The organism is Palleniella muris (assembly GCF_004792655.1).
Lineage (GTDB): Bacteria > Bacteroidota > Bacteroidia > Bacteroidales > Bacteroidaceae > Prevotella > Prevotella muris_A.
Genome location: NZ_SRZC01000006.1, coordinates 123,649 through 144,834 on the forward strand (window position 1 = coordinate 123,649; position 21,186 = coordinate 144,834).

At 49.1% G+C, this 21,186-nt stretch carries 16 protein-coding genes; 6 read left to right on the forward strand and 10 right to left on the reverse strand.

Annotation, left to right across the window (positions count from 1 at the left end; all coding sequences use genetic code 11):
- Positions 1-17: 17 nt before the first annotated feature.
- The 3 genes from E5358_RS05125 to E5358_RS05135 all read right to left on the reverse strand — a co-directional run bounded on the left by E5358_RS05125 (position 18) and on the right by E5358_RS05135 (position 4,547).
- Complete coding sequence (locus E5358_RS05125) at positions 18-1,922, reverse strand: S9 family peptidase (RefSeq protein WP_135939181.1); 1,905 nt, start codon at positions 1,920-1,922, stop codon at positions 18-20.
- A gap of 3 nt (positions 1,923-1,925) precedes the next feature.
- A complete protein-coding gene (locus tag E5358_RS05130; protein WP_135939182.1) occupies positions 1,926-3,566 on the reverse strand; it encodes a THUMP domain-containing class I SAM-dependent RNA methyltransferase in 1,641 nt (546 codons plus the stop codon).
- Positions 3,567-3,665: 99 nt separating this feature from the next.
- Complete coding sequence (locus E5358_RS05135; RefSeq protein ID WP_135939183.1) at positions 3,666-4,547, reverse strand: serine O-acetyltransferase; 882 nt, start codon at positions 4,545-4,547, stop codon at positions 3,666-3,668.
- A gap of 568 nt (positions 4,548-5,115) precedes the next feature.
- On the opposite strand from E5358_RS05135, the gene E5358_RS05140 reads away from it, so the two are divergent.
- Entirely contained in the window at positions 5,116-6,948 is a 1,833-nt protein-coding gene (locus E5358_RS05140; RefSeq protein ID WP_135939184.1) for an SLC13 family permease, read from the forward strand.
- 116 nt (positions 6,949-7,064) lie between these two features.
- Here the strand turns inward: E5358_RS05140 and E5358_RS05145 are convergent, their stop codons facing one another.
- The 7 genes from E5358_RS05145 to nusB form a co-directional block, all read right to left on the reverse strand.
- The gene (locus E5358_RS05145) at positions 7,065-7,979 is read right to left on the reverse strand and encodes a hypothetical protein (protein WP_135939185.1); all 915 of its coding nucleotides are present in this window, start codon (positions 7,977-7,979) and stop codon (positions 7,065-7,067) included.
- Positions 7,980-8,127: 148 nt separating this feature from the next.
- Positions 8,128-9,150 carry a calcium/sodium antiporter gene (locus E5358_RS05150; RefSeq protein ID WP_135939186.1) on the reverse strand — a complete coding sequence of 341 codons (1,023 nt, stop codon included), beginning with the start codon at positions 9,148-9,150 and terminating at the stop codon, positions 8,128-8,130.
- Positions 9,151-9,237: 87 nt separating this feature from the next.
- Positions 9,238-9,675, reverse strand: a complete 438-nt coding sequence (locus E5358_RS05155; RefSeq protein WP_135939187.1) for a DUF5606 family protein — start codon at positions 9,673-9,675, stop codon at positions 9,238-9,240.
- Between the two features lie 120 nt (positions 9,676-9,795).
- The gene (gene coaE, locus E5358_RS05160; protein WP_135939188.1) at positions 9,796-10,356 is read right to left on the reverse strand and encodes a dephospho-CoA kinase; all 561 of its coding nucleotides are present in this window, start codon (positions 10,354-10,356) and stop codon (positions 9,796-9,798) included.
- Complete coding sequence (locus tag E5358_RS05165) at positions 10,353-11,330, reverse strand: CdaR family protein (protein WP_135939189.1); 978 nt, start codon at positions 11,328-11,330, stop codon at positions 10,353-10,355. The genes coaE and E5358_RS05165 overlap by 4 nt, the downstream gene beginning before the upstream one ends.
- Before the next feature lie 99 nt (positions 11,331-11,429).
- Positions 11,430-11,735 (reverse strand): preprotein translocase subunit YajC, encoded by a 306-nt coding sequence (gene yajC, locus E5358_RS05170; RefSeq protein ID WP_135939190.1) that lies wholly within the window; start codon positions 11,733-11,735, stop codon positions 11,430-11,432.
- A gap of 58 nt (positions 11,736-11,793) precedes the next feature.
- The gene (nusB, locus tag E5358_RS05175) at positions 11,794-12,732 is read right to left on the reverse strand and encodes a transcription antitermination factor NusB (RefSeq protein WP_135939191.1); all 939 of its coding nucleotides are present in this window, start codon (positions 12,730-12,732) and stop codon (positions 11,794-11,796) included.
- A gap of 273 nt (positions 12,733-13,005) precedes the next feature.
- Between nusB and E5358_RS05180 the strand changes: the two genes are divergently transcribed.
- From E5358_RS05180 to E5358_RS05200, 5 genes are all read left to right on the forward strand, one after another.
- On the forward strand, positions 13,006-13,602 hold the full coding sequence (locus tag E5358_RS05180) for a 50S ribosomal protein L25/general stress protein Ctc (protein ID WP_135939192.1): 597 nt from the start codon (positions 13,006-13,008) through the stop codon (positions 13,600-13,602).
- Between the two features lie 99 nt (positions 13,603-13,701).
- Entirely contained in the window at positions 13,702-14,265 is a 564-nt protein-coding gene (gene pth / locus E5358_RS05185; protein ID WP_135939193.1) for an aminoacyl-tRNA hydrolase, read from the forward strand.
- Positions 14,266-14,287: 22 nt separating this feature from the next.
- The gene (locus tag E5358_RS05190) at positions 14,288-14,770 is read left to right on the forward strand and encodes an RNA-binding S4 domain-containing protein (protein WP_135939194.1); all 483 of its coding nucleotides are present in this window, start codon (positions 14,288-14,290) and stop codon (positions 14,768-14,770) included.
- Positions 14,771-15,662: 892 nt separating this feature from the next.
- Complete coding sequence (trxB, locus tag E5358_RS05195; RefSeq protein ID WP_135939195.1) at positions 15,663-16,595, forward strand: thioredoxin-disulfide reductase; 933 nt, start codon at positions 15,663-15,665, stop codon at positions 16,593-16,595.
- A gap of 140 nt (positions 16,596-16,735) precedes the next feature.
- Positions 16,736-21,106, forward strand: a complete 4,371-nt coding sequence (locus E5358_RS05200; protein ID WP_135939196.1) for an InlB B-repeat-containing protein — start codon at positions 16,736-16,738, stop codon at positions 21,104-21,106.
- The last annotated feature ends 80 nt before the right edge of the window (positions 21,107-21,186 follow it).

The following is a 21,186-nucleotide window of genomic DNA, read 5'->3' on the forward strand; positions in this document are numbered from 1 at the left end:
CACCGGCAAGCAGCATCCTATTTCAGATAATCCTCGAAATACTGTGTGATTCGCTCATGCAAATGGACAGATGCATGTCCACGCATGTTATGCCCCTCACCCGGATAAACAAAGAAATCAGGCTGAGTGCCTGCCTTCACACAAGCGTCAAGGAACTGCAAAGCATGCTGTGGCACGACTGTCGGGTCGTTCATACCGATAATAATCTGCAGCTTGCCCTTCAGATTCTTTGCTTTGTCAAGCAAAGATGTTTGGGCATAGCCTTCCGGATTGGTCTCAGGAGTGTCCATATAACGCTCGCCATACATCACCTCATACCATTTCCAGTCTATCACCGGTCCGCCGGCAACACCTACTTTGAACACATCCGGATAGGTTGTCATCAATGATGTCGTCATGAATCCGCCAAAGCTCCAGCCATGAACACCAAGTCTTTCCATGTCAACGTAAGGCAATGTACGCAGGAAATCCACACCCTTCATCTGGTCTTTCATCTCCTCCTGTCCGAGATGCCTGAATGTCACCTGCTCAAACTCCCTGCCACGGTTCTCCGAACCACGGTTGTCAAGAATGAAAAGGATATATCCCTTCTGTGCCATGTATGTCTCCCAGGAACGGGAGCCCCAATGCCATGATGCCTCAACGTTATGGGCATGAGGTCCGCCATAGACATAAACGACTGTCGGATATTTCTTTGTTTCGTCAAAATCCGGTGGCAGCACAAGACGGTAATAGAGGTCTGTTGTTCCGTCAGCAGCCTTTATCGAACCGCATTTGTACGTTGGAACGGCATATCCCTCCCATGGATTAGGCGAAACGAAATACTCCTTTCGTGTCTTCTTCACCGTATTTATGATGTCGTATGCACGCGGAGTGTCAGGTGTGGAATACACATCCACCAACTGCGTGCCGTCATCTGAGAGAATGCCATAATGAACGCCCTTGCCGTTGTCAAGAAGGGTACGTTTGCCATTCATGTCAAGTGCAAAGAGATTGCTTTGCAAAGGGTTCAGCTCATTGGAGCGGATTATGACGGATTTGTTCTTCTTGCAGAATCCGAGAATCTCCATGTTGACATAGTTTCCATTGGTCAGCTGCTTCAGAAGTTTGCCGTCTGTATTATACAAGTACAGATGTCTGTACCCATCCGTGTCGCTCCACAATATGAACTTGTTGGAGTCCCAAGGCAGGAAAGCAACAGGATGAAGAGGCTCTACGTATTTGTCATTATGCTCTGTGTATAGGGTCTTGACTTTCTTGCCTGTCTCCGCATCATAGACATCCAACGAAGTGTCAGTCTGGTCGCGGTTCACTTCAAACAGATAAATGCTTCTGTTGTCCGGTGACCAGCAGATATTCGTGAAATAACGGTCTGTCACATCTCCGAGCTCCAGCCACACTGTCTTTGCTGTCTTCATGTCATAGACACCGACAGTGACCTTGTGGCTCTTCATTCCTGCCATAGGATACGCGTCCGGCTCCACAGCAGCCACACGCTCAAAGGTGTTCACCTGCGGATAGTCCGTGACCATTGACTGGTCCATACGATAGAAAGCAAACCGTGACTTGTCAGGAGAAAGGAATATGCCACTGTTGATTCCGAACTCATTCCTATGGACAGCCTCGCCATAAACAAGCTGACGGCTGCCGTCAGTGGTAACCTGCTGCGGCTCATTGCCGACAGCTGTCTGCACATATATATTATGTTCACGCGTGAACACCTGCGGGTAGCCCTTCGGTTTCGTCAGCGTGTCACTGTTCACCAGCTTGTTGCCGTCCCACCAAAGGCGGAGGTATTTCGGTGACATCTGCCTGAAGTTCTTGCCGCCGAAATTCAAATCCTCAAGTGTGAACTGCTTCTGCTGCGCATTGATGCCCAGTGTTGCCACAGTCATTGCCATTGCAAGAATAATACGTTTCATAAATCAATCCTTCCCGAACATTTTCTTTCTGTCAGCGAAACCACGTCCGGAACCTTCACGGCGAGGACGCATTGGCTTCTTTTCACCATAGCCTTTGTCGTCGAAACGGCTTCCCTTACGTTCAAAACCTCCACGGCGATTTTTCTTGTCGTTATCAAAACGCTTGCCGTCTTTGCGGCGGTCATCACGGAATTCCCTGCGGCGCTCATCGTTTCTGCCATAGTCCCTGCCCTCACGGCGCTCGCCACCACGGTCACGTCGCTCACGGAAATCCGCCTTGCCTATCCTATGGTCAAGCGAGTGGAAATGGAATGAGCGTATGTCCTCGTCGTCGTAATCATCGACATTGCCTGAACGCATCGCCTTGTATTTGCGTTCAAGCGCCTTTTCCTTTTCGCGCTCATCGTCACCGTCCATACGGCTCTGCTCACGGTTTCCTTTCACATAGCGCTTCTCGGAATTGAATTTCCTGTCATCACCGGTCTTCACATCCCCACCTTCCTTACGGAAATCAGAGAACTTGCCGCCAAAGAGAGAATACTTGCGGAACTCGCATTCCAAAGAGCCATTGTACACAGGAATCTTCTGTGAAGGCTTCAGCCCGATAGCCTCGAAGCACTCTTCCTTATAAGACAGTATCCATGCGTCATTGCCCTGGAACTGATGCTTCAGGCGCTCGCCTATCATCTTATATGTGCCGAGAAGGTTCTGTGTGGAGATTCTCTCACCATAAGGAGGGTTGCTGACAAGAATAGCCGGTTCTGCAGGCTGCTGGAAATCCTTGAAATCAGCACATTCCACCTCTATGCATTTGGTCAGTCCTGCTGCCTTGACATTCAGTCGGGCAGTGTTCACCGCCTTTATGTCACAGTCATACCCCTTGATTTTATGCACGAACTCACGCTCCTGTGAATCATCATTGTATATTTCGTCAAAAAGGTCTTTGTCGAAATCTGCCCATTTCTCAAAGGCATATTCCTTGCGGAACACACCCGGAGCCATGTTCTGCGCTATGAGTGCTGCCTCGATAAGCAATGTTCCCGAACCGCACATAGGATCGATGAAGTCCGTTTCACCTTTCCAGCCTGTCATAAGTATCATACCTGCTGCAAGCACTTCATTCAGCGGAGCTTCCACCTGTTCCTGACGATAGCCGCGACGGTGGAGCGACTCACCGGAGGAGTCAAGCGACAGTGTGCACTCATTCCCCGCGATATGTATGTTAAGCCTCAAGTCCGGGTTCGCCACGGAGATGTTAGGACGGCGTCCGCCCTTTTCCCTGAACTGGTCGACAATGGCATCCTTAACCTTGTAAGTGACGAAGCGCGAATTGCGGAACTCATCAGAATAGACGACAGAGTCCACTGAGAATGTGGAACTCGCCGTGATATACTCGCTCCAGTCAACGGCTTTCACGCCTTCATAAACCTCATCCGCCGAATTGGCTTTGAAGCGTCTGATAGGCTTCAGTATCCTGATTGCCGTATGCAACTGGAAGTTTGCACGGTACATCATCTCCTTGTCACCAGTGAACGACACCATACGGCATCCTATCTGGACATTGTCGGCACCAAGTTCTGTCAACTCTTTTGCCAGTACATTCTCAAGACCCATGAAGGTCTTAGCTATCATTTCAAATTCCATATCTTGTTTTGGATGTATTCTTTTCTTACTTTCTCCTTTGCTTTATTTATCGAAAGACATTTCCAACAGCCACTTTCCGCCGATGAAAACCATCCGACATCACTTTTTCTGTACTATCATATCCCCGGGTTTCGTGCTTTCCGTCACCCATATATTTCCTCCGATGACAGTGCCTTTGCCAATGGTTATACGACCAAGAACCGTGGCATTACTATAGACTATGACATCATCTTCCAAAATAGGATGGCGTGGAATGCCCTTGATTGGGTTGCCTTCCTCGTCCAACGGGAAACTTTTTGCGCCGAGCGTCACACCCTGATAGAGCTTCACATTGTTGCCGATGATGCACGTTGCGCCGATAACGACACCTGTACCGTGGTCGATGGTGAAATGATGACCTATCGTCGCGCCGGGATGGATGTCTATGCCTGTCTCCGAATGCGCCATCTCTGTCAGTATGCGCGGTATAAGCGGGACACCCTGAACGAATAATTCGTGAGCCAAACGGTAGTTGGTCATTGCACGGATGCATGGGTAGCAGGAGATTATCTCGCCATAGTTTTCCGCCGCAGGGTCACCGTTGTAAGCAGCCTCAACGTCAGTGGCAAGAATGGTCTGCAACTCCGGAAGTTTCTCTATCACCCCGGTGGCTATCTCCCCTGCCCTTCTCCGCATGCTGCAAATGTCCAATTCTTCCTCAGAAAAGCACAGACCAGCCAAAATCTGGTCGACCAGCAGTTCATAAAGTTGCTGCAGACCGGCTCCGATAGGGTATTTCAATGAATGGATAAGAACGTTCGACTTTCCGAAATATCCCGGAAAAACAATCGCACGTGTAATGTCAATAATCTCACCAAGCACCTTGCTTGAAGGCAGCGGACGCCCCTCTCTATGCTCATGATAGAGTTTCCATATGGCGCAGTTGGATGACAGTTTCCCTGCCAGTTCCGCCAGTTTCTGGTCTGCAAGTCTAAGAGCCATTGTCTATTGTTTTATCAGCAAAGCGCCCTCCCCTACACGACGTCATGCCACACCATTTCCGCACACGCCGCCGGCAAAGAGCCTATTATGTTGCAAAGTTACAGTTTTTTTCGCTAATTCCAAAACATACGACACCTATTTTTATAAATAAGTGACACAAATCAGTGTGAAAACCGTACGCTGCAGGGCAGTGCTGCGCCCAAAGGTGACCTTTCACACTGTAATAGATAACCTTTTGCACCATGAAAGGTAACACTTTACAGAGTAAAAGGTTACCTTTCGTTAGAATGACCATCAAAGATACATAACAATTTGATTATAAACAACTTGTGAAAACATAGACATTCATTTTCCGAATGCACAGCAAGCTACCCTCACAGAAACACATTTCCATGCCTTTGCGGACATGGGGCAATATGCTGATTTTGTGGCATGCAGCAGTATCCCGGCACACATGGAGTTAGAAGAAAATGCTATTAATTCAAAAACTTTGCAAAAAAACGTGGGCAATAGAGGATTTTTACTTAACTTTGTTGACAGAATACGCAATAAAACACTGAAAAAACAGATGACTGAAACACTTGTTGTGCTACTTATCACGGTAGCAATGTTCATACACGGGAAAGTGCGTCCTGACCTTGTCGCACTATGCGCCCTCGTCTCACTAAGGCTTCTTGGCATACTGACTCCCGAGGAGGCGACATCGGGCTTCACATCGTCGGTAGTGGTGATGATGGTCGGACTGTTCGTCATCGGAGGGGCTATCCTGCAGACAGGATTGGCAAAGGCCGTGAGCCAGCGCATCATAAAACTTGCGGGAGGGAACGACACGGCACTGTTCATACTCGTGGTGCTTGTGACAGCTGTAGTCGGAGCGTTCATAAGCAACACAGGCACAGTGGCTTTGATGATGCCTATCGTGGTGAGCATGGCTGCCCAATCGGGCATACAGGCATCACGACTGCTTATGCCACTGGCGTTTGCCAGCAGCCTTGGCGGCATGCTCACGCTTATCGGAACACCGCCGAACCTTGTCATTCAGGAGTCACTCATCGAGCATGGCTACAAGCCTTTGGAGTTCTTCTCCTTCACTCCTGTCGGCATAATCTGCATAGTCATCGGCATAATTGTCATGTTCCCTCTCAGCAAACTGTTCCTTTACAAGAAAAAGAATGCAGGGAGCGAGACCGACGGACACAGGAAAACACTTGAAGAACTTGCGGAAGAATACAACCTCAGCAATGGTGTCAGGCGTTATATCATAACCGACAGTTCGGACATCAAGGAAAAGACGGTCGCCGAACTGAACCTGCGCAACACTTACGGGCTGTCGATTCTTGAGATAAGGAACGAGAGCAACCTGCGCGGCGGGCTTATCCGCAACGTGACACAGAGCATCGCCACTCCGGAAAAGATACTCGCCAAGGGGGACATCATCTACCTTATGGGCAGCAAAGAAAGGATGGACGAGTTTGCAAAGAAGGCGCGCATAAAGAAAATGGATGGCAAGGGGATGGACTTCTATGACCTCGGCATAACAGAGATTGTGCTTGTCCCGCGGTCAAGGCTTATCGGGACAAAGCTTGCCGGGTCAGGATTCCGCGAGAAATACAACATCAATGTGCTTGGGATAAAGCGCAACAAGGACTACATAATGGACAATCTTGCCGACAAGCGCCTGCTTGCCGGTGATGTGCTTCTTGTGCAGGGAAAGTGGAGCAACATAGAGAAACTTGACCATGAGGAGACCGATTGGGTCGTTCTCGGGCATCCTGAAAAGCATGCCATGCAGGCGACTCTTGACTACAAGGCTCCGCTTGCTGCCGTAATCATGCTTGCCATGGTCGCCGCTATGGTGTTCGACTTCATCCCTATCCCACCTTCCACCGCGGTTATCACTGCCGGACTGCTGACTGTCCTGACGGGATGCTTCCGCAACATCAATGCCGCCTACAACACAGTAAACTGGGAAAGCATCATCCTTATAGCAGCAATGATGCCGATGTCCATCGCCTTGGAGAAGACGGGAACATCGGCACTCATATCTCATTCTCTTGTTGAAGCATTGGGAAGCATGGGACCTACGGTGCTGCTGTGCGGCATTTATTTCACGACATCGTTGCTCACAATGTTCATAAGCAACACTGCCACCGCCGTACTTATGGCTCCTATTGCAATGACTGCTGCCATAGAAATCGGTGCAAGCCCTTATCCGTTCCTCTTTGCCGTAACTCTCGGAGCGAGCATGTGCTTCGCTTCTCCGTTCTCAACACCGCCAAACGCATTGGTGATGCATGCCGGAGGGTACAGGTTCAGTGACTACATCAAAGTCGGACTGCCGCTACAGATTATCATAGGCATTGCCATGACTTTCATCCTGCCATTGCTTTTTGAGTTCTAAAGGACAATAAAAAACTGTTGCAAATTACTTTATATTTACGCTCTGTTTATATCAAAACAGATGTTTTTCAATATAAAGTAATTTGCAACAGTTACTTATTACCCAGCAGACTTTTCTTATCTGTGACCGCCACCATTGCCTCCGAAACCGCCGGAGCTACGTGTAGCACTGCTATTGGAACTGCCACGGGAGCCACCACTGAAACTGCCTCCTGAGCGGGAACCTGAGCTACTGCCATGGGAACGGTTGGAACTGCCGCTTGTCACACTACGGTTGGAACTGCTGCCTGAGAAGGAGCGTGACGGAGTGAAGTTGCTTGAACTGCGGTTGGAACTACGGTTCACATCGCCTGCCGTACGCCTTGTGCTGCTTTCGCGCACTCTGTCAGCATCGCGGCGGTGCCCTTTGTTATGCTGCGAGTTAAAGCCGGATGAGCCTTTGCGGTGGTTCACATCACGGTTGGAGTGACCACGGCCGAAAGAGACATTGGGTCTGCTGTGCAAGCCATTTGAGTGATGTCCGCGCTTGCTGTCAAACACAGCACGCATTCCGCGATGGTGTGAGCCGGAGAAAGTCCTGCCATGGTACCATGAGCGTCCTCCGTTTCTGTGCCAAGCATGTCCGCCACGGTATGTAGTGTAGAAATGCGGACGGCTGAAATAGAAGAAATTATGGTGAGGATAGTGGGCAAAGATACGGAAATGCCAGTAGCCGCTGCCCCAATATAACGGGCGGTAGAAATATTCCAGTCCGCAGAATGTACGGTATTGCCAGTCAAGGAGTATGTACGAAAGGTCAAGATTGCGGCGGCGCCAATACTCGGAATAGACGTCATCGGCCGTCGTGACGGACATCAGGTAGTCGAGGTTGATCTCGAAGGCTGCCTCATACTGTGACTCCGTAAGGTCCAGTTCGTAAGCCATCTTGTCCGTAAGGAACAAGGCTTTCTCACGTGCCTGTTCGTAACTCATGGCACGTGCCGACATGATTACGGAAATCATCATTGCGAAGGAGAGAAGAATCTTTTTCATAACCGTATGTTTTTTATTGTTGTTGCTTTTGCCTTTCCATGGCATTATCCGGCATGCGTGCTGCGGAATGCTTCTTTCTATGCTGCAAAGTTACTGCCAAAAGGGCAAAAGAGCAAAGGTGATTTTCCTAATAGCGGTGGGAAAATCCCTAAACATTCATTAACAGCCACGCCATGTATGCCACAAAGCCGGCTGCCAGCACCGCACCTTCCCAACGTTCCATGGTCTTGTTTGTGAAAGAGAATACATACAGTGCAAGTGCACTTATGAACAGTGTGGCAAGGTCAACAGTGGAGATGCCGGAAGGACTGAGAGGCACGATGACGGATGTAAGGCCCAGTATCAGCATGATGTTGAACACGCATGAGCCGATGACATTGCCCAATGCCATCGATGTGCTGCCCTTCCAAGCGGCGACAACGCTTGTTGCCAGTTCCGGGAGGGATGTTCCTGCACCAAGTATGGTTATACCGATTACTGCCTCCGAGACACCTAACGACTGTGCGAAACGTGTCGCCGAACCAACAAAGATGTCTGCACCGACAACAAGTTCTGCAAGACCAATGATAATAAGAAGCGGTGCAAAAGCACGCAATCTGCCATTCAACGCACGGGCTTTGCCTATCAATGTGCTGCTTGTTCCTGACTCTTGCGGCATTACAGTGGCAGAAGTGCTTCCGGCAGATGTGCTTTTCCGCTTCTTTGTCACTGTGGCGGCAAGCAGCTGTATGCTGCGGAGCATATACCATATATACATGACGAACATGGCAACCATTAGCCATCCCTCGCCTCGTGTCATTGTCCCGTCGGCAAGAAAGAATATGAGTGCCACTGTCGCACAGAACGCAAAAGGCAGGTCACGGCGGATGGTTGACATCTCGACAGACATCGGATGAATCACGGCACATACACCAACGACAAGCAGCACATTGAAAATGTTGCTTCCGACGACATTGCCGACTGCCATGTCTGACGTGCCGTTCAGCGCGGAAGCCATGGAAACACAGAATTCAGGCATAGATGTGCCGAAGGCGACGATGGTGAGTCCGATGACCAACTCCGGCATGTGGAACTTACGCGCGACACTCACAGAACCTTCCGTAAGGTTGTCTGCACCGCGCAGCACAACAACTATGCCTACTAACATCAAGATTATATCTGCAATATTCATAAAGCTAAAATTCAAACAACTTGAGATTTTCCAATAAAGGGCATAAAAAATCCCCTCCCGAACGGGAAGGGATATAACTGTCAGTGATTAAGCTCTGTCATCAATGTTGTCACCTTCCGTAGGAGCGAGAGACACCTCGAAATCAGTGATTCCTGCATTGACAAGGATGTTGTACCACTGTATGAGTTTCTTGATGTCACTGTCGTGGACACGCTCGCGGTCGAATGACGGAAGAATTTCTGCAAAATACTCGCGGAGCTCTGCAGAACTTGCCTTCTTGTAGTCAAGGGATGCCGGTTTTGACTCTTCTTTCTCACCGAGTGACTTAAGCACTTTCCAGAGTGCGATGTCCTCATCGTCTGTGTACATTGCTATGTCGGCAAGGCTTGTGACGCGGTCTTTTGCGAATGCGGGGATGCGCTTCTTTGTCTCGTCAAGAGTTTCTACTATAAGTGTACCGTTACCGCGGCTGACAAGGCGGTAAAGACCTGGTTTGCCAGAAATGGCGAGGATTGTTTCTTTCATTATCTTCTGTGTTTTTTATTTGTAGTTGTTTATGCGTGTTTATTATACCTGTTGAATGCGACATGCTCAAAGATAAACATGCCGCACAAATGCCATACGGACGGAGAAAGTATCCCCGGCCTATTCATGTTTTATCTTTTCCAAAAGTTCTTCCAGTTGCCTGTCAAGGTCAGCAGTGCCGTCATTGACTATGACATAATCGGAAAGACGCTCCTTCTCCTCCTGAGACATCTGGCGGTTTATCCATTCGAGAGCCTTCTCCCGTGAGATGCCGTCACGCTCCATGACCCTTTCCACCCTTGTCTCCAAAGGGGCTGAGACACAAATGACCTTATCGACATTATGCCGAAAGTCAGCCTCAAAGAGTATGGCTGACTCCATCCACTGCATGCCCGAAGACCGGAAATCCTTAGCAACAGCAGGGTGGACAATGCCATTAATCACCTTTGTGTTCTCTTCCGAGGCGAGAAGGAACTGCGCCAAAGCAGCTTTGTCAAGCTGCCCGTCGGGAAAGACATCCTGTCCAACTGCCTCAGACAGCTGTTCTTGCAGCTTATGGCAGGAACGCATGAGACGCTTTGCGGAAGCATCACAGTCGAACACTTCCACACCATATTCCTTCAGTTTGCGGCAGACATAGCTTTTCCCACTGCCAATGCCGCCGGTAAGTGCATATTTCATTGTTCTATGAGATAATCCACATCAGAGACGGCAAGGCGCACATTGCGTGCGTCACGCGGCGAACGTACGATGCGCAGGCTGCATTTCTCTGTCGTACCGCCTGCCGTAGAATGGTAATCGGCAACGACTGTGAACTGTGAGACACCAATCTTCTTGTACTGTGACGCACCAATGACATAGGAGACATCCACCTGTGAAGGGAATGTGCGCAAGGTCTTTGTCACCGGGACGTTTGCAGGAATGATAGGAACAGAGGTAGTCGCCTCAACCATGACATCAGGGCAGAGCGTCATGCGCACCTTGTCCGGCACGAATTTCGTTCCAGGAATGGGACGAAGACGCACGACAGCCGACAGTGTGTCCCTCACATTCCGTATATTCTGACGCACAGTATAGACAGCTGTCAGACTGTCAAGTATCTGCGACGAGCCATAGACCGTGACATAAGCTGGGCGGAACTGCACTCGCGCAAGATAGTAATTGGCGTCAGCACTGACAACACCAAGCATCTTCACCGGCACACGCTTATGCTTGCCATGGTTGTAGGCAAGTTCAAGCTTTTCAGGCTTCACGGAGACTATCTTCGTTGAGCCTGAGAGTTGCTGGCTTACAAGTTTCTGCATTTCTGAAGCAGTGACGGTTATCTTGTCCGAAGTCTTTGCATAAGTCTGGAACGGCACCTTTACCAGCGGAGTATGTTTGCGGTACATGTAGGTGGCGAGCACAAAGCCCTTGTCACGCACGACAATACGCACATTAGGCATACTGTCGGCAAGGACAACGACATTACCCGGCACACCTGTCAGCTGTACAGGAATCTGTATCTCGCGCTCCATGGTGTCGTTAAGGACAGACATCAGCCAATAAGCGGAGCTAAGGACAAGGAAGAACAAAAAAATCAGAAACTCCCTGTTAACAGCACTGAACAGGAAGTCTCTGATTATCTTTGTTATGTGTTGCAATTTTTCCGGCATTGGATAGCTTTGGCATTAAAGGTCAGTTTGTGTTCCCCACTGCCCCACAATGTGCGGCACGACCTTCCTCGTCACTTATTGGTTCAAATGCAGTCGTGATTATTTCTGCTCAGGTGCGGCAGCGAAGACATAAGACTTCTCAACCTTTATGGTAACACCTTTGGAAACTTCTATCTCCACGATGCCGGCCGCATGGTCCACCTTCTTCACTTCACCATGGACACCGCCGCCTGTGACTACTTTCGCACCCGTTTCGAGAGCGTTCTGGAAGTTGCGTATCTCTTTCTGCTTCTTCTGCTGAGGACGAATCATAAAGAAGTACATTATGGCGAACATCAGCACAAGCATTATAATCATGGAGTAATTGTTACCCCCTGCTGCCTGGGCAGCGAGAATTGTATTCATAATTGATATGTTTTTATGTTATTGTATGGTTACTATATAATATCTAATGTATGTTCCTTCATCTCTCAGGCAATGGCTTAAGCATCTTTCCTGTCTCGTTGAGATAGCGCGCAATGGAGTCAAGCATGCCGTTCACATACCGCCAAGACTTCGGTGTGCTGTAGATTTTCGCGAGATTGACATACTCGTTAATGGACACAGAGACCGGTATGGCAGGGAATGAAAGCATTTCAGCTATGGCAATCTGCATAATCACCACATCCATGTATGCCAGTCGCGAGAAGTCCCAGTTCTTGGTTGTCTGGGTCATGTAGTGCTGGTACTGCTCCGAATTGAGTATCGATGTGCGGAACAGTTTGACAGCGAAATCACGGTCAGCCATATCCTTGAATTCCGGCAACAGTTCCTGGTCGGCACCGCTCTTCTCATTGAAACGCTTTATTGTCTTTATGACAAAGGTGTCTACAATATACTTGTCGTCATTCCAATAGAGAGACCTTTCCTCCAAGACCTTGTCTATCTCTTCGTTGTCAACGACAAAAGTCTTGTAGAGCTTGCGCCACAATTCACGGTCAGCGGCATAGTCCGGCTCTTCCTCTGCTGCCATATACTCAGTATAAGCCTCGCTTGCCTCTATGCTGTCAAGCACGCTGCGCACAGCCGTCACATCATCATCCCAAGTGAATTTCTGACGTCCGCGCCATTCATTGAGCGTAGCATTTTCCTCAAGCTGCAAGGCAAACTTGTTCAAGGTGAAACGTTCCGAAGGCTTAGCCCCTTCGCCACGCTCATGCCTTGCCCTTGCAACGTCAACGCGCTGGCGTGCAACACGGGTGACGGCAACTATCAAATCCAAAAGGCTATGGTACAAGTCATACGCCTTGTCAAGGCTGAAAAGCAATTCCTTCTCCGCATTCTCAACGTTGCAGTTCCCATTCTGGTAATAAGCGTAGGTCAACTGGACCACCTTGATTCTTATAAGTTCTCTGTTTATCATATCACTATATAATATATATGAGGAATATTTCCTGCATCCTTATGTACCGAGTACACTATTATGTTGCAAAAATAGACAAAATACTCCACATAGACAAGAAAATTCACACTTTTTCTATGTTTTTTAATATAATCCTTTGTCTGATTCAGAAAAAAGTAGTAATTTTGTCGGGCATTTCGCAAAATCTTTCGTGCTGTGTGCTGCACCGGCACTGTGTGATGGCGGATTAAGCAACTTAATTTCATTAACTACTTAATTTAGAGTAACACAATTATGTTAGAAATCAACGTAACAGGTCAGGTAAGAAGCGACCTCGGCAAAAAGGCTTCTAAGGACATTCGTAAGCAGGGACTCATCCCTTGCAACATCTACGGCGTAAAGCGTGGCGGTGAGAAGAACCTTCCGGTAGCTCTCTCTTTCACATCTTCATTCGCAGAGCTTCGCAAGGCTATCTACACTCCTCATGTGTATGTTGTCAACCTCAACATCGACGGCGTTGACCACAAGGCTGTCATCAAGGAGCTCCAGTTCCACCCGGTAACAGACGCCCTCCTCCATGTTGACTTCCTCGAGATTACAGAGGACAAGCCTGTAACAGTAGGCATCCCTGTAGAACTCAAGGGTCTTGCAAACGGTGTGCGTAACGGTGGACGCCTCGCTCTCCTCGTTCGTCAGATCAAGGTTACAGCTGTTTACACAAACATTCCTGAGAAGCTCGTCATCGACGTTACAAACCTTGAGCTCGGCAAGTCAATCAAGGTTGGCGACCTCAACTTCGAGGGTCTCGAGTTCGCTACTCCAAAGGAAGTTAACGTATGCTCTGTACAGATGACACGTGCCGCACGTGCTGCTGCTCAGGCTGCTCAGTAACACTGACCTCATACTGAATTCTTATCGGCACCGGAGCACAGCTTCGGTGCCGTTTTGTTTTCTCCGCAACAGTAACAGCATAAAAACGACAAACGCAAAATGGACAAATTTCTTATCGTAGGTCTTGGAAATCCCGGACCGGAATACCACGAGACACGCCATAACGCCGGCTGGATGGTTGTCGACAGGCTCGCTGAGGAGCTCGGAGCGACATTTGCCGACAAGCGCTACGGCTTCGTCGCCGAGACTTCCATAAAGGGAAGAAAGCTATTCCTGCTCAAACCCACGACATACATGAACCTTTCCGGCAATGCCGTACGCTACTGGCTGGAGAAGGAAAACATTGCAACGGAACGGCTTCTCGTCGTTGTCGACGAACTCGCGCTGCCGCTTGGCAAAATGAGGCTGAAGGGCAGCGGCTCCAACGGAGGGCACAACGGACTGGGGCACATACAGCAACTCATAGGACAGAAGTACGCCCGACTGCGCATCGGCATAGGCAACGAGTTCAACCGTGGCGGACAGGTGGACTACGTCCTTGGCAAATTCCCTGCCGAAGAGCGCGAGATTCTTAACCCTCTCATGGACAATGCCGTCGCCTGCATCAAGTCTTTCGTCCTCGCAGGCATTGACATCACCATGAACCAGTTCAACAAGAAATAAGGCTTACATGCCACCTTAGCTTATGGAAAACAAACTAAAGCATCAGGACACTGCCCGCCTGGACAAATGGCTGTGGGCAGCACGAATATTCAAGACGCGCACAGTAGCCGCCAACGCCTGCAAGAACAGCCGTGTAAGCGTGAGCGGTGTGGGCACTGACGGCACAGCTGCCATGGGGGCTGCCTTGGCAAAACCGTCACGGATGGTGAAATGCGGCGAGGTCATCCATGTCAAGAAATCGCCCATCACCTACTCTTTCCGCATACTCAACTGCATCGAGAACCGTGTGGGCGCGAAACTTCTGCCGGAGGTCTATGAGAATGTGACCACCGCAAAGCAGTACGAACTCTTGGAGATGTCACGCATCTCCGGCTTCATCGACCGTCAGCGCGGCACGGGACGTCCTACGAAGAAGGAGCGCAGGCAGCTTGATGACTTCAACGAAATGCCTGTGTTCGGCTTTGAAGAGGAGGACGAGGAGGACCTTTTCGACTTTGACGAGTAAGGCATAACGCCACGTCTGCCGTAACCATGGAGCACTCTCTGACCCAAGGAATTTATGCATGAGTTTTATTATGCTCTATTTATCATAATGTGCAGATAGGGTTATGAAATGCGGATTTTGACGCTCTGTTGTGGCTTTTGTAGCCATAAAAAGCGTGGGGAAGCATGGTTTTTCATTCAAAAAGTGATGAGAAACCATGCTTTTCCTTATCTTTCGGATAATGAAAGATGACACTTTGCCATGCGAAGGATCAGCTTTGACAATGCAAAAGATTACCTTTCGTTTTACGGAGAACCACCATTTGTTTGTATATTTTCATAAACAGCTGATCGGCAACACATTACAGTAACACGGAAAATTTCACGAATTTCCGCACTTTCTATTACGAATTTTGTTACAAGCGATTCTCAGAGGGCAAAAAGACGGTGAGTTTTCCAATGTTATAGGGAGGACAGTGGCTCCGCCACACTTCCATGAGAAGCGGTTACACAAACAACAGGAGCATCTCGCAAAAACGCAATCAGGGGATAATCTGAAAGCCATGAGTAATGCACTTGCAGCTTTTCGCAAACCAATTCTGTCTGACTGTATCTGGTGACACGCCACTGTTTATTGTACGGAAAACAACAGCAGGGACACATAAAATGTGGAAAAAATACCGAAAATGGATGTAAAATAAGACTATTCGCGTTAAATAGTGTAAACAATTATTGTGCATTGTGTGTTTTGTTTGTAAATTTGCGGTTGATTGCGCAACATGGGAATTCACATGCCATGTCATCCATGGAACAGATTTGCGTGACGGCACAATCGGCGGAAGCCATGCGGCGGAAAAGCCGGCGGTGAACCTATATATTGGAAAATCATAAAAACAGATTATAGAAATACGACTATGGAACATGTAAAGTGCTTGATTGTCGGCTCAGGACCGGCAGGCTATACGGCGGCGATATATGCAGGACGCGCCAATCTCAGTCCTGTGGAGTACTGCGGAATGCAGACCGGCGGACAGCTGACGCAGACCACTGACGTGGAGAACTTCCCGGGCTATCCGGAAGGAGTTGACGGCAACCAGATGATGATGGACCTCCGCGCACAGGCGGAACGCTTCGGTGCTGACCTCCGTGACGGAGAGATTGTCGAGGCAGACCTGTCAAAGCGTCCTTTCGTCCTTACTGCCGACAATGGCGACAAGATAGAGGCGGAGACGCTGATTATCGCCACAGGAGCATCGGCAAAGTATCTCGGACTTGACGATGAGAAGAAATATGCCGGACAGGGTGTCAGCGCATGTGCCACATGTGACGGCTTCTTCTACCGCAAGAAGGTGGTCGCTGTCGTCGGAGGCGGTGACACAGCGTGCGAGGAGGCGACCTATCTTGCAGGACTTGCATCAAAGGTCTACCTCCTTGTCCGCAAGCCGTTCCTCCGCGCTTCCGAGGTGATGAAGCAGCGCGTCATGGATAATGAGAAGATAGAAGTGCTTTTCGAGCATAACGCCGAGGGACTTTTCGGTGAGAACGGTGTGGAGGGTGTCCACGTCGTAAAGCGCAAAGGAGAGGCAGACGAGGAGCGTTACGACATAGCTGTCGACGGCTTCTTCCTCGCCATAGGCCATAAGCCTAACTCTGATGTCTTCAAGAAATATGTGGAGACTGACGAGGTGGGCTACATCAAGACCGAGGGTTCGACACCTCGCACAAACATTCCGGGAGTCTTTGCTGCCGGCGATGTCGCTGACCCTGTCTATCGTCAGGCTGTCACAGCTGCCGGTTCAGGCTGCAAGGCTGCCATTGAGGCTGACCGCTTCCTTAGGGAACAATAATGGAAATCAGACTGTCTGTCAGGCAATCCGCTGTATGTGGATTGCCTGGCAGACAACTTTTTCAATTTGTCAACTTGACAAATTGCCGGAAAGAAGATAACTTTAATCACTAATAATTAAAACTTAAAAACAACTGAATTATGAAGAAATCAATGCGATTTGCCTTGATGCTGTTCCTCATGTGCATAGGGACAGTGGCATCGTGGGCAGACTTCAAGGATTTCAGTGTGCAGGTGAACAACCAGGAAGGCACACTGTTGACCTCGGAGGAAATGGCAGTGCAGCACACAGCCTTTGAGTTCGGTGTCGCTGTGGCATCGGACGGAGCTGTGAGCCGTGTGGCTGCCGGTGACGCAAATTCTGTGGCTACTGTCAGTGGCAAGTACCACAGTGACCATGGTTCTACAGAACTGAAAGTGGTAGTTCCCGTGGACGGTAACGTGAAAATCACTGTCGGACAATGTACTTACAGCGGAAGCGCTATCAAGGTGACCAACAGTGACGGTGCAGAGGTTGTCACAAAGACTCCGGGAACGGCTTGCTGGAAGAACGACCGCAAGAATGTCACCGAACTGTACTACACAGGCGAGGCTACCACACTTACTATCTCCGGCATGGGCTACTGCCCTTATGTTGCTGTAGAAAAGAGCGATGTCGTTGTGAAGAAGTTCGACATCACTTACAGCCTCGGTACAGAAGAAGGTGTGGAAGGTATCGCTCCGGCTGGCGTGACATGGACAGAGGGCGACACATTTAACGCTCCAAAGAACTTCACATTATATAAAGAAGGCTATACTCTCACAGGCTGGAACGACGGCACAAAGACTGTCGCACCAGGTGAGGAGTACGTCCCTGCTGCCGATGTGACACTGACTCCGGTGTTCACAAAGAACACTGTCTCTCTTGCTGACCGCACAGAGGTTGTCACTCTGAAATGGGATTTCCAGACAAGGAACGGTGCGCCGACTGTTGGTTGGCAGAATGTCACAGGCGTTTATGTAACACAGGCTCTTGTCAACGGACAGACAATCGATGTCAAAGTTGATTTTGACACAAACAATGGCGGCAAGATTGCCAATGCCAATTGGAATGACTGGTGTCAGATGAATGCAGGCACTAAGTTCACAATCCCTTCATGCAAGGGTGCGACATTCTCACTCGAGTCTTACAATGCCACAACAACGACAACCGTTGACGGTGTCGCAGCAGAAGGCAATGGCAGCACAATCTATTCTACAGAGATAGGCAGCAAGTCGGAGACTATAGAGGTTGTCATTGGCGACGGCAGCTATTTCCGCTATCTTCAGATGGTTCTTCCTGTCGTGGAGGAAGGTGTAAAGATAGAGGAACGTGCCATTATAGACACAGACTTTACAGATTGGGAAAGCGTTTCCAAAGAAGGCAATCTCAAAATCACTACACTTTCCAGCAAAGAGGACATTCAATTCAACTTTGTTCAGACATCGTGCACACCTGCAGGAACAAACAGCAAGTTCCCTAATGTTGTGGGCTACCTTATGGCAGAGAAGAAGCCGGAGGCTGAAATAACAACTTCTGTCTTCAAGAACATTACAAAAGTCCGTTACTATCATGGTGCTACAGGAAGCAACAGAGGTTGGGGACTCCAGAAGAAGAGTGCAAATGATGCTGATTGGGTTACATTGAGTGACGCTGTCGCTAATCCGGCTTCAGGCAAATGGGTTGAATGTGAAATCAATGAAAAGGATGTGCAGCTCCGTTGGTATAATCTTAATGGCTCGCAGAATGCTTACATGTTTGAGCTTGAAGTGTACGCGAATGTTGAGATTACAGCCAAGCAGGTGACTCTGACAGCTAAGGTTTCTCCGGAAGAAGCAGGCTCCGTCAGCGTTTACCCTGTAAGTGAAACATTTGACGAAGGTTCTGATGTCACACTCACTGCAACAGAGAATTTCGGATATGATTTCGTCAACTGGACAGACCAGGACGGCAATGTCGTTGCTGAGGAAGCGAAGTTCAAGTATACAATCGTTGCTGACGCCACATTGACTGCTAATTTCAAGAAAGTGAACACTTATGCTCTTGATGTCACTGTCGACGGTGGTGGTAAGGACTATATGATTAGCTATTCTCCTGCCTATACTTTGGTTGACGGCAAGAAGATGTACGAGGAAGGCACAAATGTAACTCTCACAGCTGCATCCAATGAGGTTGTCAAGTTCGGCTCATGGAGCGACGGACAGACATCTGCTGAGATAGTTTGCAATATGAGTGATAATCTCGCTCTTACTGCGACATATTCCGCTTCAGACTTTATTGCAATATGGGACTTCTATCAGCCGGGCAACAACGGCCGTATCGCCGACTTCGCTGCTGAAGGAAATGAGGCTGCTGCCCTCGTTATGCGTGACGAGGCTGGTAATGCTTCAGGCTGGCTTGACAAGCCGGAAGTCAACGGAGGCTACGAAGGTCGTCCGGGCGGTGTATGCTGGAAGAATGATGTGGCAATAGGCACATACTACTGGCAGACTAAGGTTGACGCAAGCAATTTCACTGACATTAAGGTGAAGTCTGCAATGGTGTACAACTACAATGCTTATCAGACCTACAATGTTGAGTACTCTCTTGACGGTGAGAGTTGGTCAAAGCTCGGCGCAATCAACATGACCGGTCCTAAGAATTGGACAGACCTTGCTGTGGATGTTCCTGCCGAGGCAAACAACAAGGCAGAGGTTTATTTCCGCTGGATAGCAGACAAGTCGTCAAAGATTGACGGAACCGATTCTAAGAATGACGGTGCTTGTATAGGCGCAATCTACATCACAGGTTCTGAGAAGGTCTTCGATGACGGCAAGGCTCCTGTCGTTGTGACTACTGTTCCTGCTGAGGGAAGCAACACTGCAAGTGCAAACGGCAAGATTGTCATCACCTTTGACAAGAAAGTTCAGCTCACTTCAAACGCTAAGGCTACTCTTGGAACAACAGAACTGAAGCCTGTTGTATCAGGCAAGACTGTCGTATGTGAATACAAAGGTCTCGCTTACTCTACAGATTATGTGTTCACTCTGAACGGAAACTCTGTTGTCGACCTCACAGGCAACAACAAGGTGGCAGACGACATCACAATCAATTTCACCACAAGAACAAAGCCTGAGGTCACAAAGGGCATCTATGACGCTGTCGTTACCACAGGTGCAGAGCTTTCTGCTGCCATCGCTGCTGCCAACAAGCGTGCCGATAAGTCTACACGCTACCGCATCTTCGTAAAGCAGGGCAATGTGAAGATTCCTGCTTATGACGGCGATGTCACTGTGGAAGTTGAACTTGCCAACGGCACAAAGGTGAAGAAGACTTACAAGGAGCCACGTACTTACATCACCGGTAACAACATCTCTATCATCGGTGAGAACTACGAGAACACTGTAATCACCAACTCTGCTCCTACAGAGACATATCAGGGCAAGTACGGTCCTGCAAACATTGCTGAGGGTATAGGCAACTCTGATGTCTTCATCAACTCATCAACAGGACTCTATATCCAGGGCGTTACAGTCAAGACATCCCTCGGTGATGCTGTCGGACGTGACATTGCTTTCCAGGATAAGGGTAACAAGACTATCATGAAGGATGCCTGCCTCTGGGGCTATCAGGATACATACGTTTCCAACGGCGACAAGAGCAAGTACTATTTCGAGGGCGGTGTGCTCCGCGGACGCACAGACTTCCTTTGCGGTAAGGGCGATGTTTACTACAATCAGGTTACTCTCCGCCAGGTGGCAGGTGGCTACCTCGCTGTTCCTTCTGTACCTAAGAAATACGGATATGTCTTTGAATCATGTAAGATTGTCAGCGACGATACCGACCCAAGCAAGGTGAATGGTCAGTTCACACTCGGCCGTCCTTGGGGCTCAGGCACACCGAAGGCATACTTCCTGAATACAGAAATGGAGGTAGCTCCTTCTGCCGTAGGCTGGAACGAGATGTCAGGAGGCTGGCCGGCACGTTTCGCAGAGTATAACTCTCATCTCTCTTCAGGCACATTGGTTGACCTTTCTCAGCGTAAGACAACCTTCGGTGACGGTCACAAGAACAATCCTGTGCTGACAGCGGAAGAGGCTGCAGAACTGACTCTCGCAAACGTTATGGGTCAGGATGATGACTGGGACCCAACTGCACTGACAGAACAGGCAAGTGCTCCGGTGAACGTTAAGCTGACTGGCAACGACATCACTTGGGATGATTCCAACTATGTTCTCTGCTGGGCAGTATGCAAGGACGGCAAGGTTGTTGACTTTACAACAGAGCCTACCTACACTGTCGATGACGCGAAGGCTGTATGGTCTGTACGCGCTGCAAACGAGATGGGTGGACTTGGCGAGGCTACTGTCGCTACAAGAGGCACAGGTATCAGCAATGTTGAGACAGGCAATGCTGCCAATGCCAATACAGTCATCAAGCTCATCGAGAACGGAAAGGTTGTCATCGTGAAGGACGGCAAGAAGTTCTCCGCGGCAGGACAAATGCTGAAATAAGGCTGATTATCCGGCGATTTGTCAGGTTGGCAAATTGACAACTTGACAAATTGTCAGATAAAAAAAATAAGAATAATTTA

What these genes read in the sequence shown, in the direction of transcription:
- E5358_RS05125 (WP_135939181.1), bottom strand. Translation starts at nt 1,922, where the DNA reads ATGAAACGTATTATTCTTGCAATGGCAATGACTGTGGCAACACTGGGC.
- E5358_RS05130 (WP_135939182.1), bottom strand. Translation starts at nt 3,566, where the DNA reads ATGGAATTTGAAATGATAGCTAAGACCTTCATGGGTCTTGAGAATGTA.
- E5358_RS05135 (WP_135939183.1), bottom strand. Translation starts at nt 4,547, where the DNA reads ATGGCTCTTAGACTTGCAGACCAGAAACTGGCGGAACTGGCAGGGAAA.
- E5358_RS05140 (WP_135939184.1), top strand. Translation starts at nt 5,116, where the DNA reads ATGACTGAAACACTTGTTGTGCTACTTATCACGGTAGCAATGTTCATA.
- E5358_RS05145 (WP_135939185.1), bottom strand. Translation starts at nt 7,979, where the DNA reads ATGAAAAAGATTCTTCTCTCCTTCGCAATGATGATTTCCGTAATCATG.
- E5358_RS05150 (WP_135939186.1), bottom strand. Translation starts at nt 9,150, where the DNA reads ATGAATATTGCAGATATAATCTTGATGTTAGTAGGCATAGTTGTTGTG.
- E5358_RS05155 (WP_135939187.1), bottom strand. Translation starts at nt 9,675, where the DNA reads ATGAAAGAAACAATCCTCGCCATTTCTGGCAAACCAGGTCTTTACCGC.
- coaE (WP_135939188.1), bottom strand. Translation starts at nt 10,356, where the DNA reads ATGAAATATGCACTTACCGGCGGCATTGGCAGTGGGAAAAGCTATGTC.
- E5358_RS05165 (WP_135939189.1), bottom strand. Translation starts at nt 11,330, where the DNA reads ATGCCGGAAAAATTGCAACACATAACAAAGATAATCAGAGACTTCCTG.
- yajC (WP_135939190.1), bottom strand. Translation starts at nt 11,735, where the DNA reads ATGAATACAATTCTCGCTGCCCAGGCAGCAGGGGGTAACAATTACTCC.
- nusB (WP_135939191.1), bottom strand. Translation starts at nt 12,732, where the DNA reads ATGATAAACAGAGAACTTATAAGAATCAAGGTGGTCCAGTTGACCTAC.
- E5358_RS05180 (WP_135939192.1), top strand. Translation starts at nt 13,006, where the DNA reads ATGTTAGAAATCAACGTAACAGGTCAGGTAAGAAGCGACCTCGGCAAA.
- pth (WP_135939193.1), top strand. Translation starts at nt 13,702, where the DNA reads ATGGACAAATTTCTTATCGTAGGTCTTGGAAATCCCGGACCGGAATAC.
- E5358_RS05190 (WP_135939194.1), top strand. Translation starts at nt 14,288, where the DNA reads ATGGAAAACAAACTAAAGCATCAGGACACTGCCCGCCTGGACAAATGG.
- trxB (WP_135939195.1), top strand. Translation starts at nt 15,663, where the DNA reads ATGGAACATGTAAAGTGCTTGATTGTCGGCTCAGGACCGGCAGGCTAT.
- E5358_RS05200 (WP_135939196.1), top strand. Translation starts at nt 16,736, where the DNA reads ATGAAGAAATCAATGCGATTTGCCTTGATGCTGTTCCTCATGTGCATA.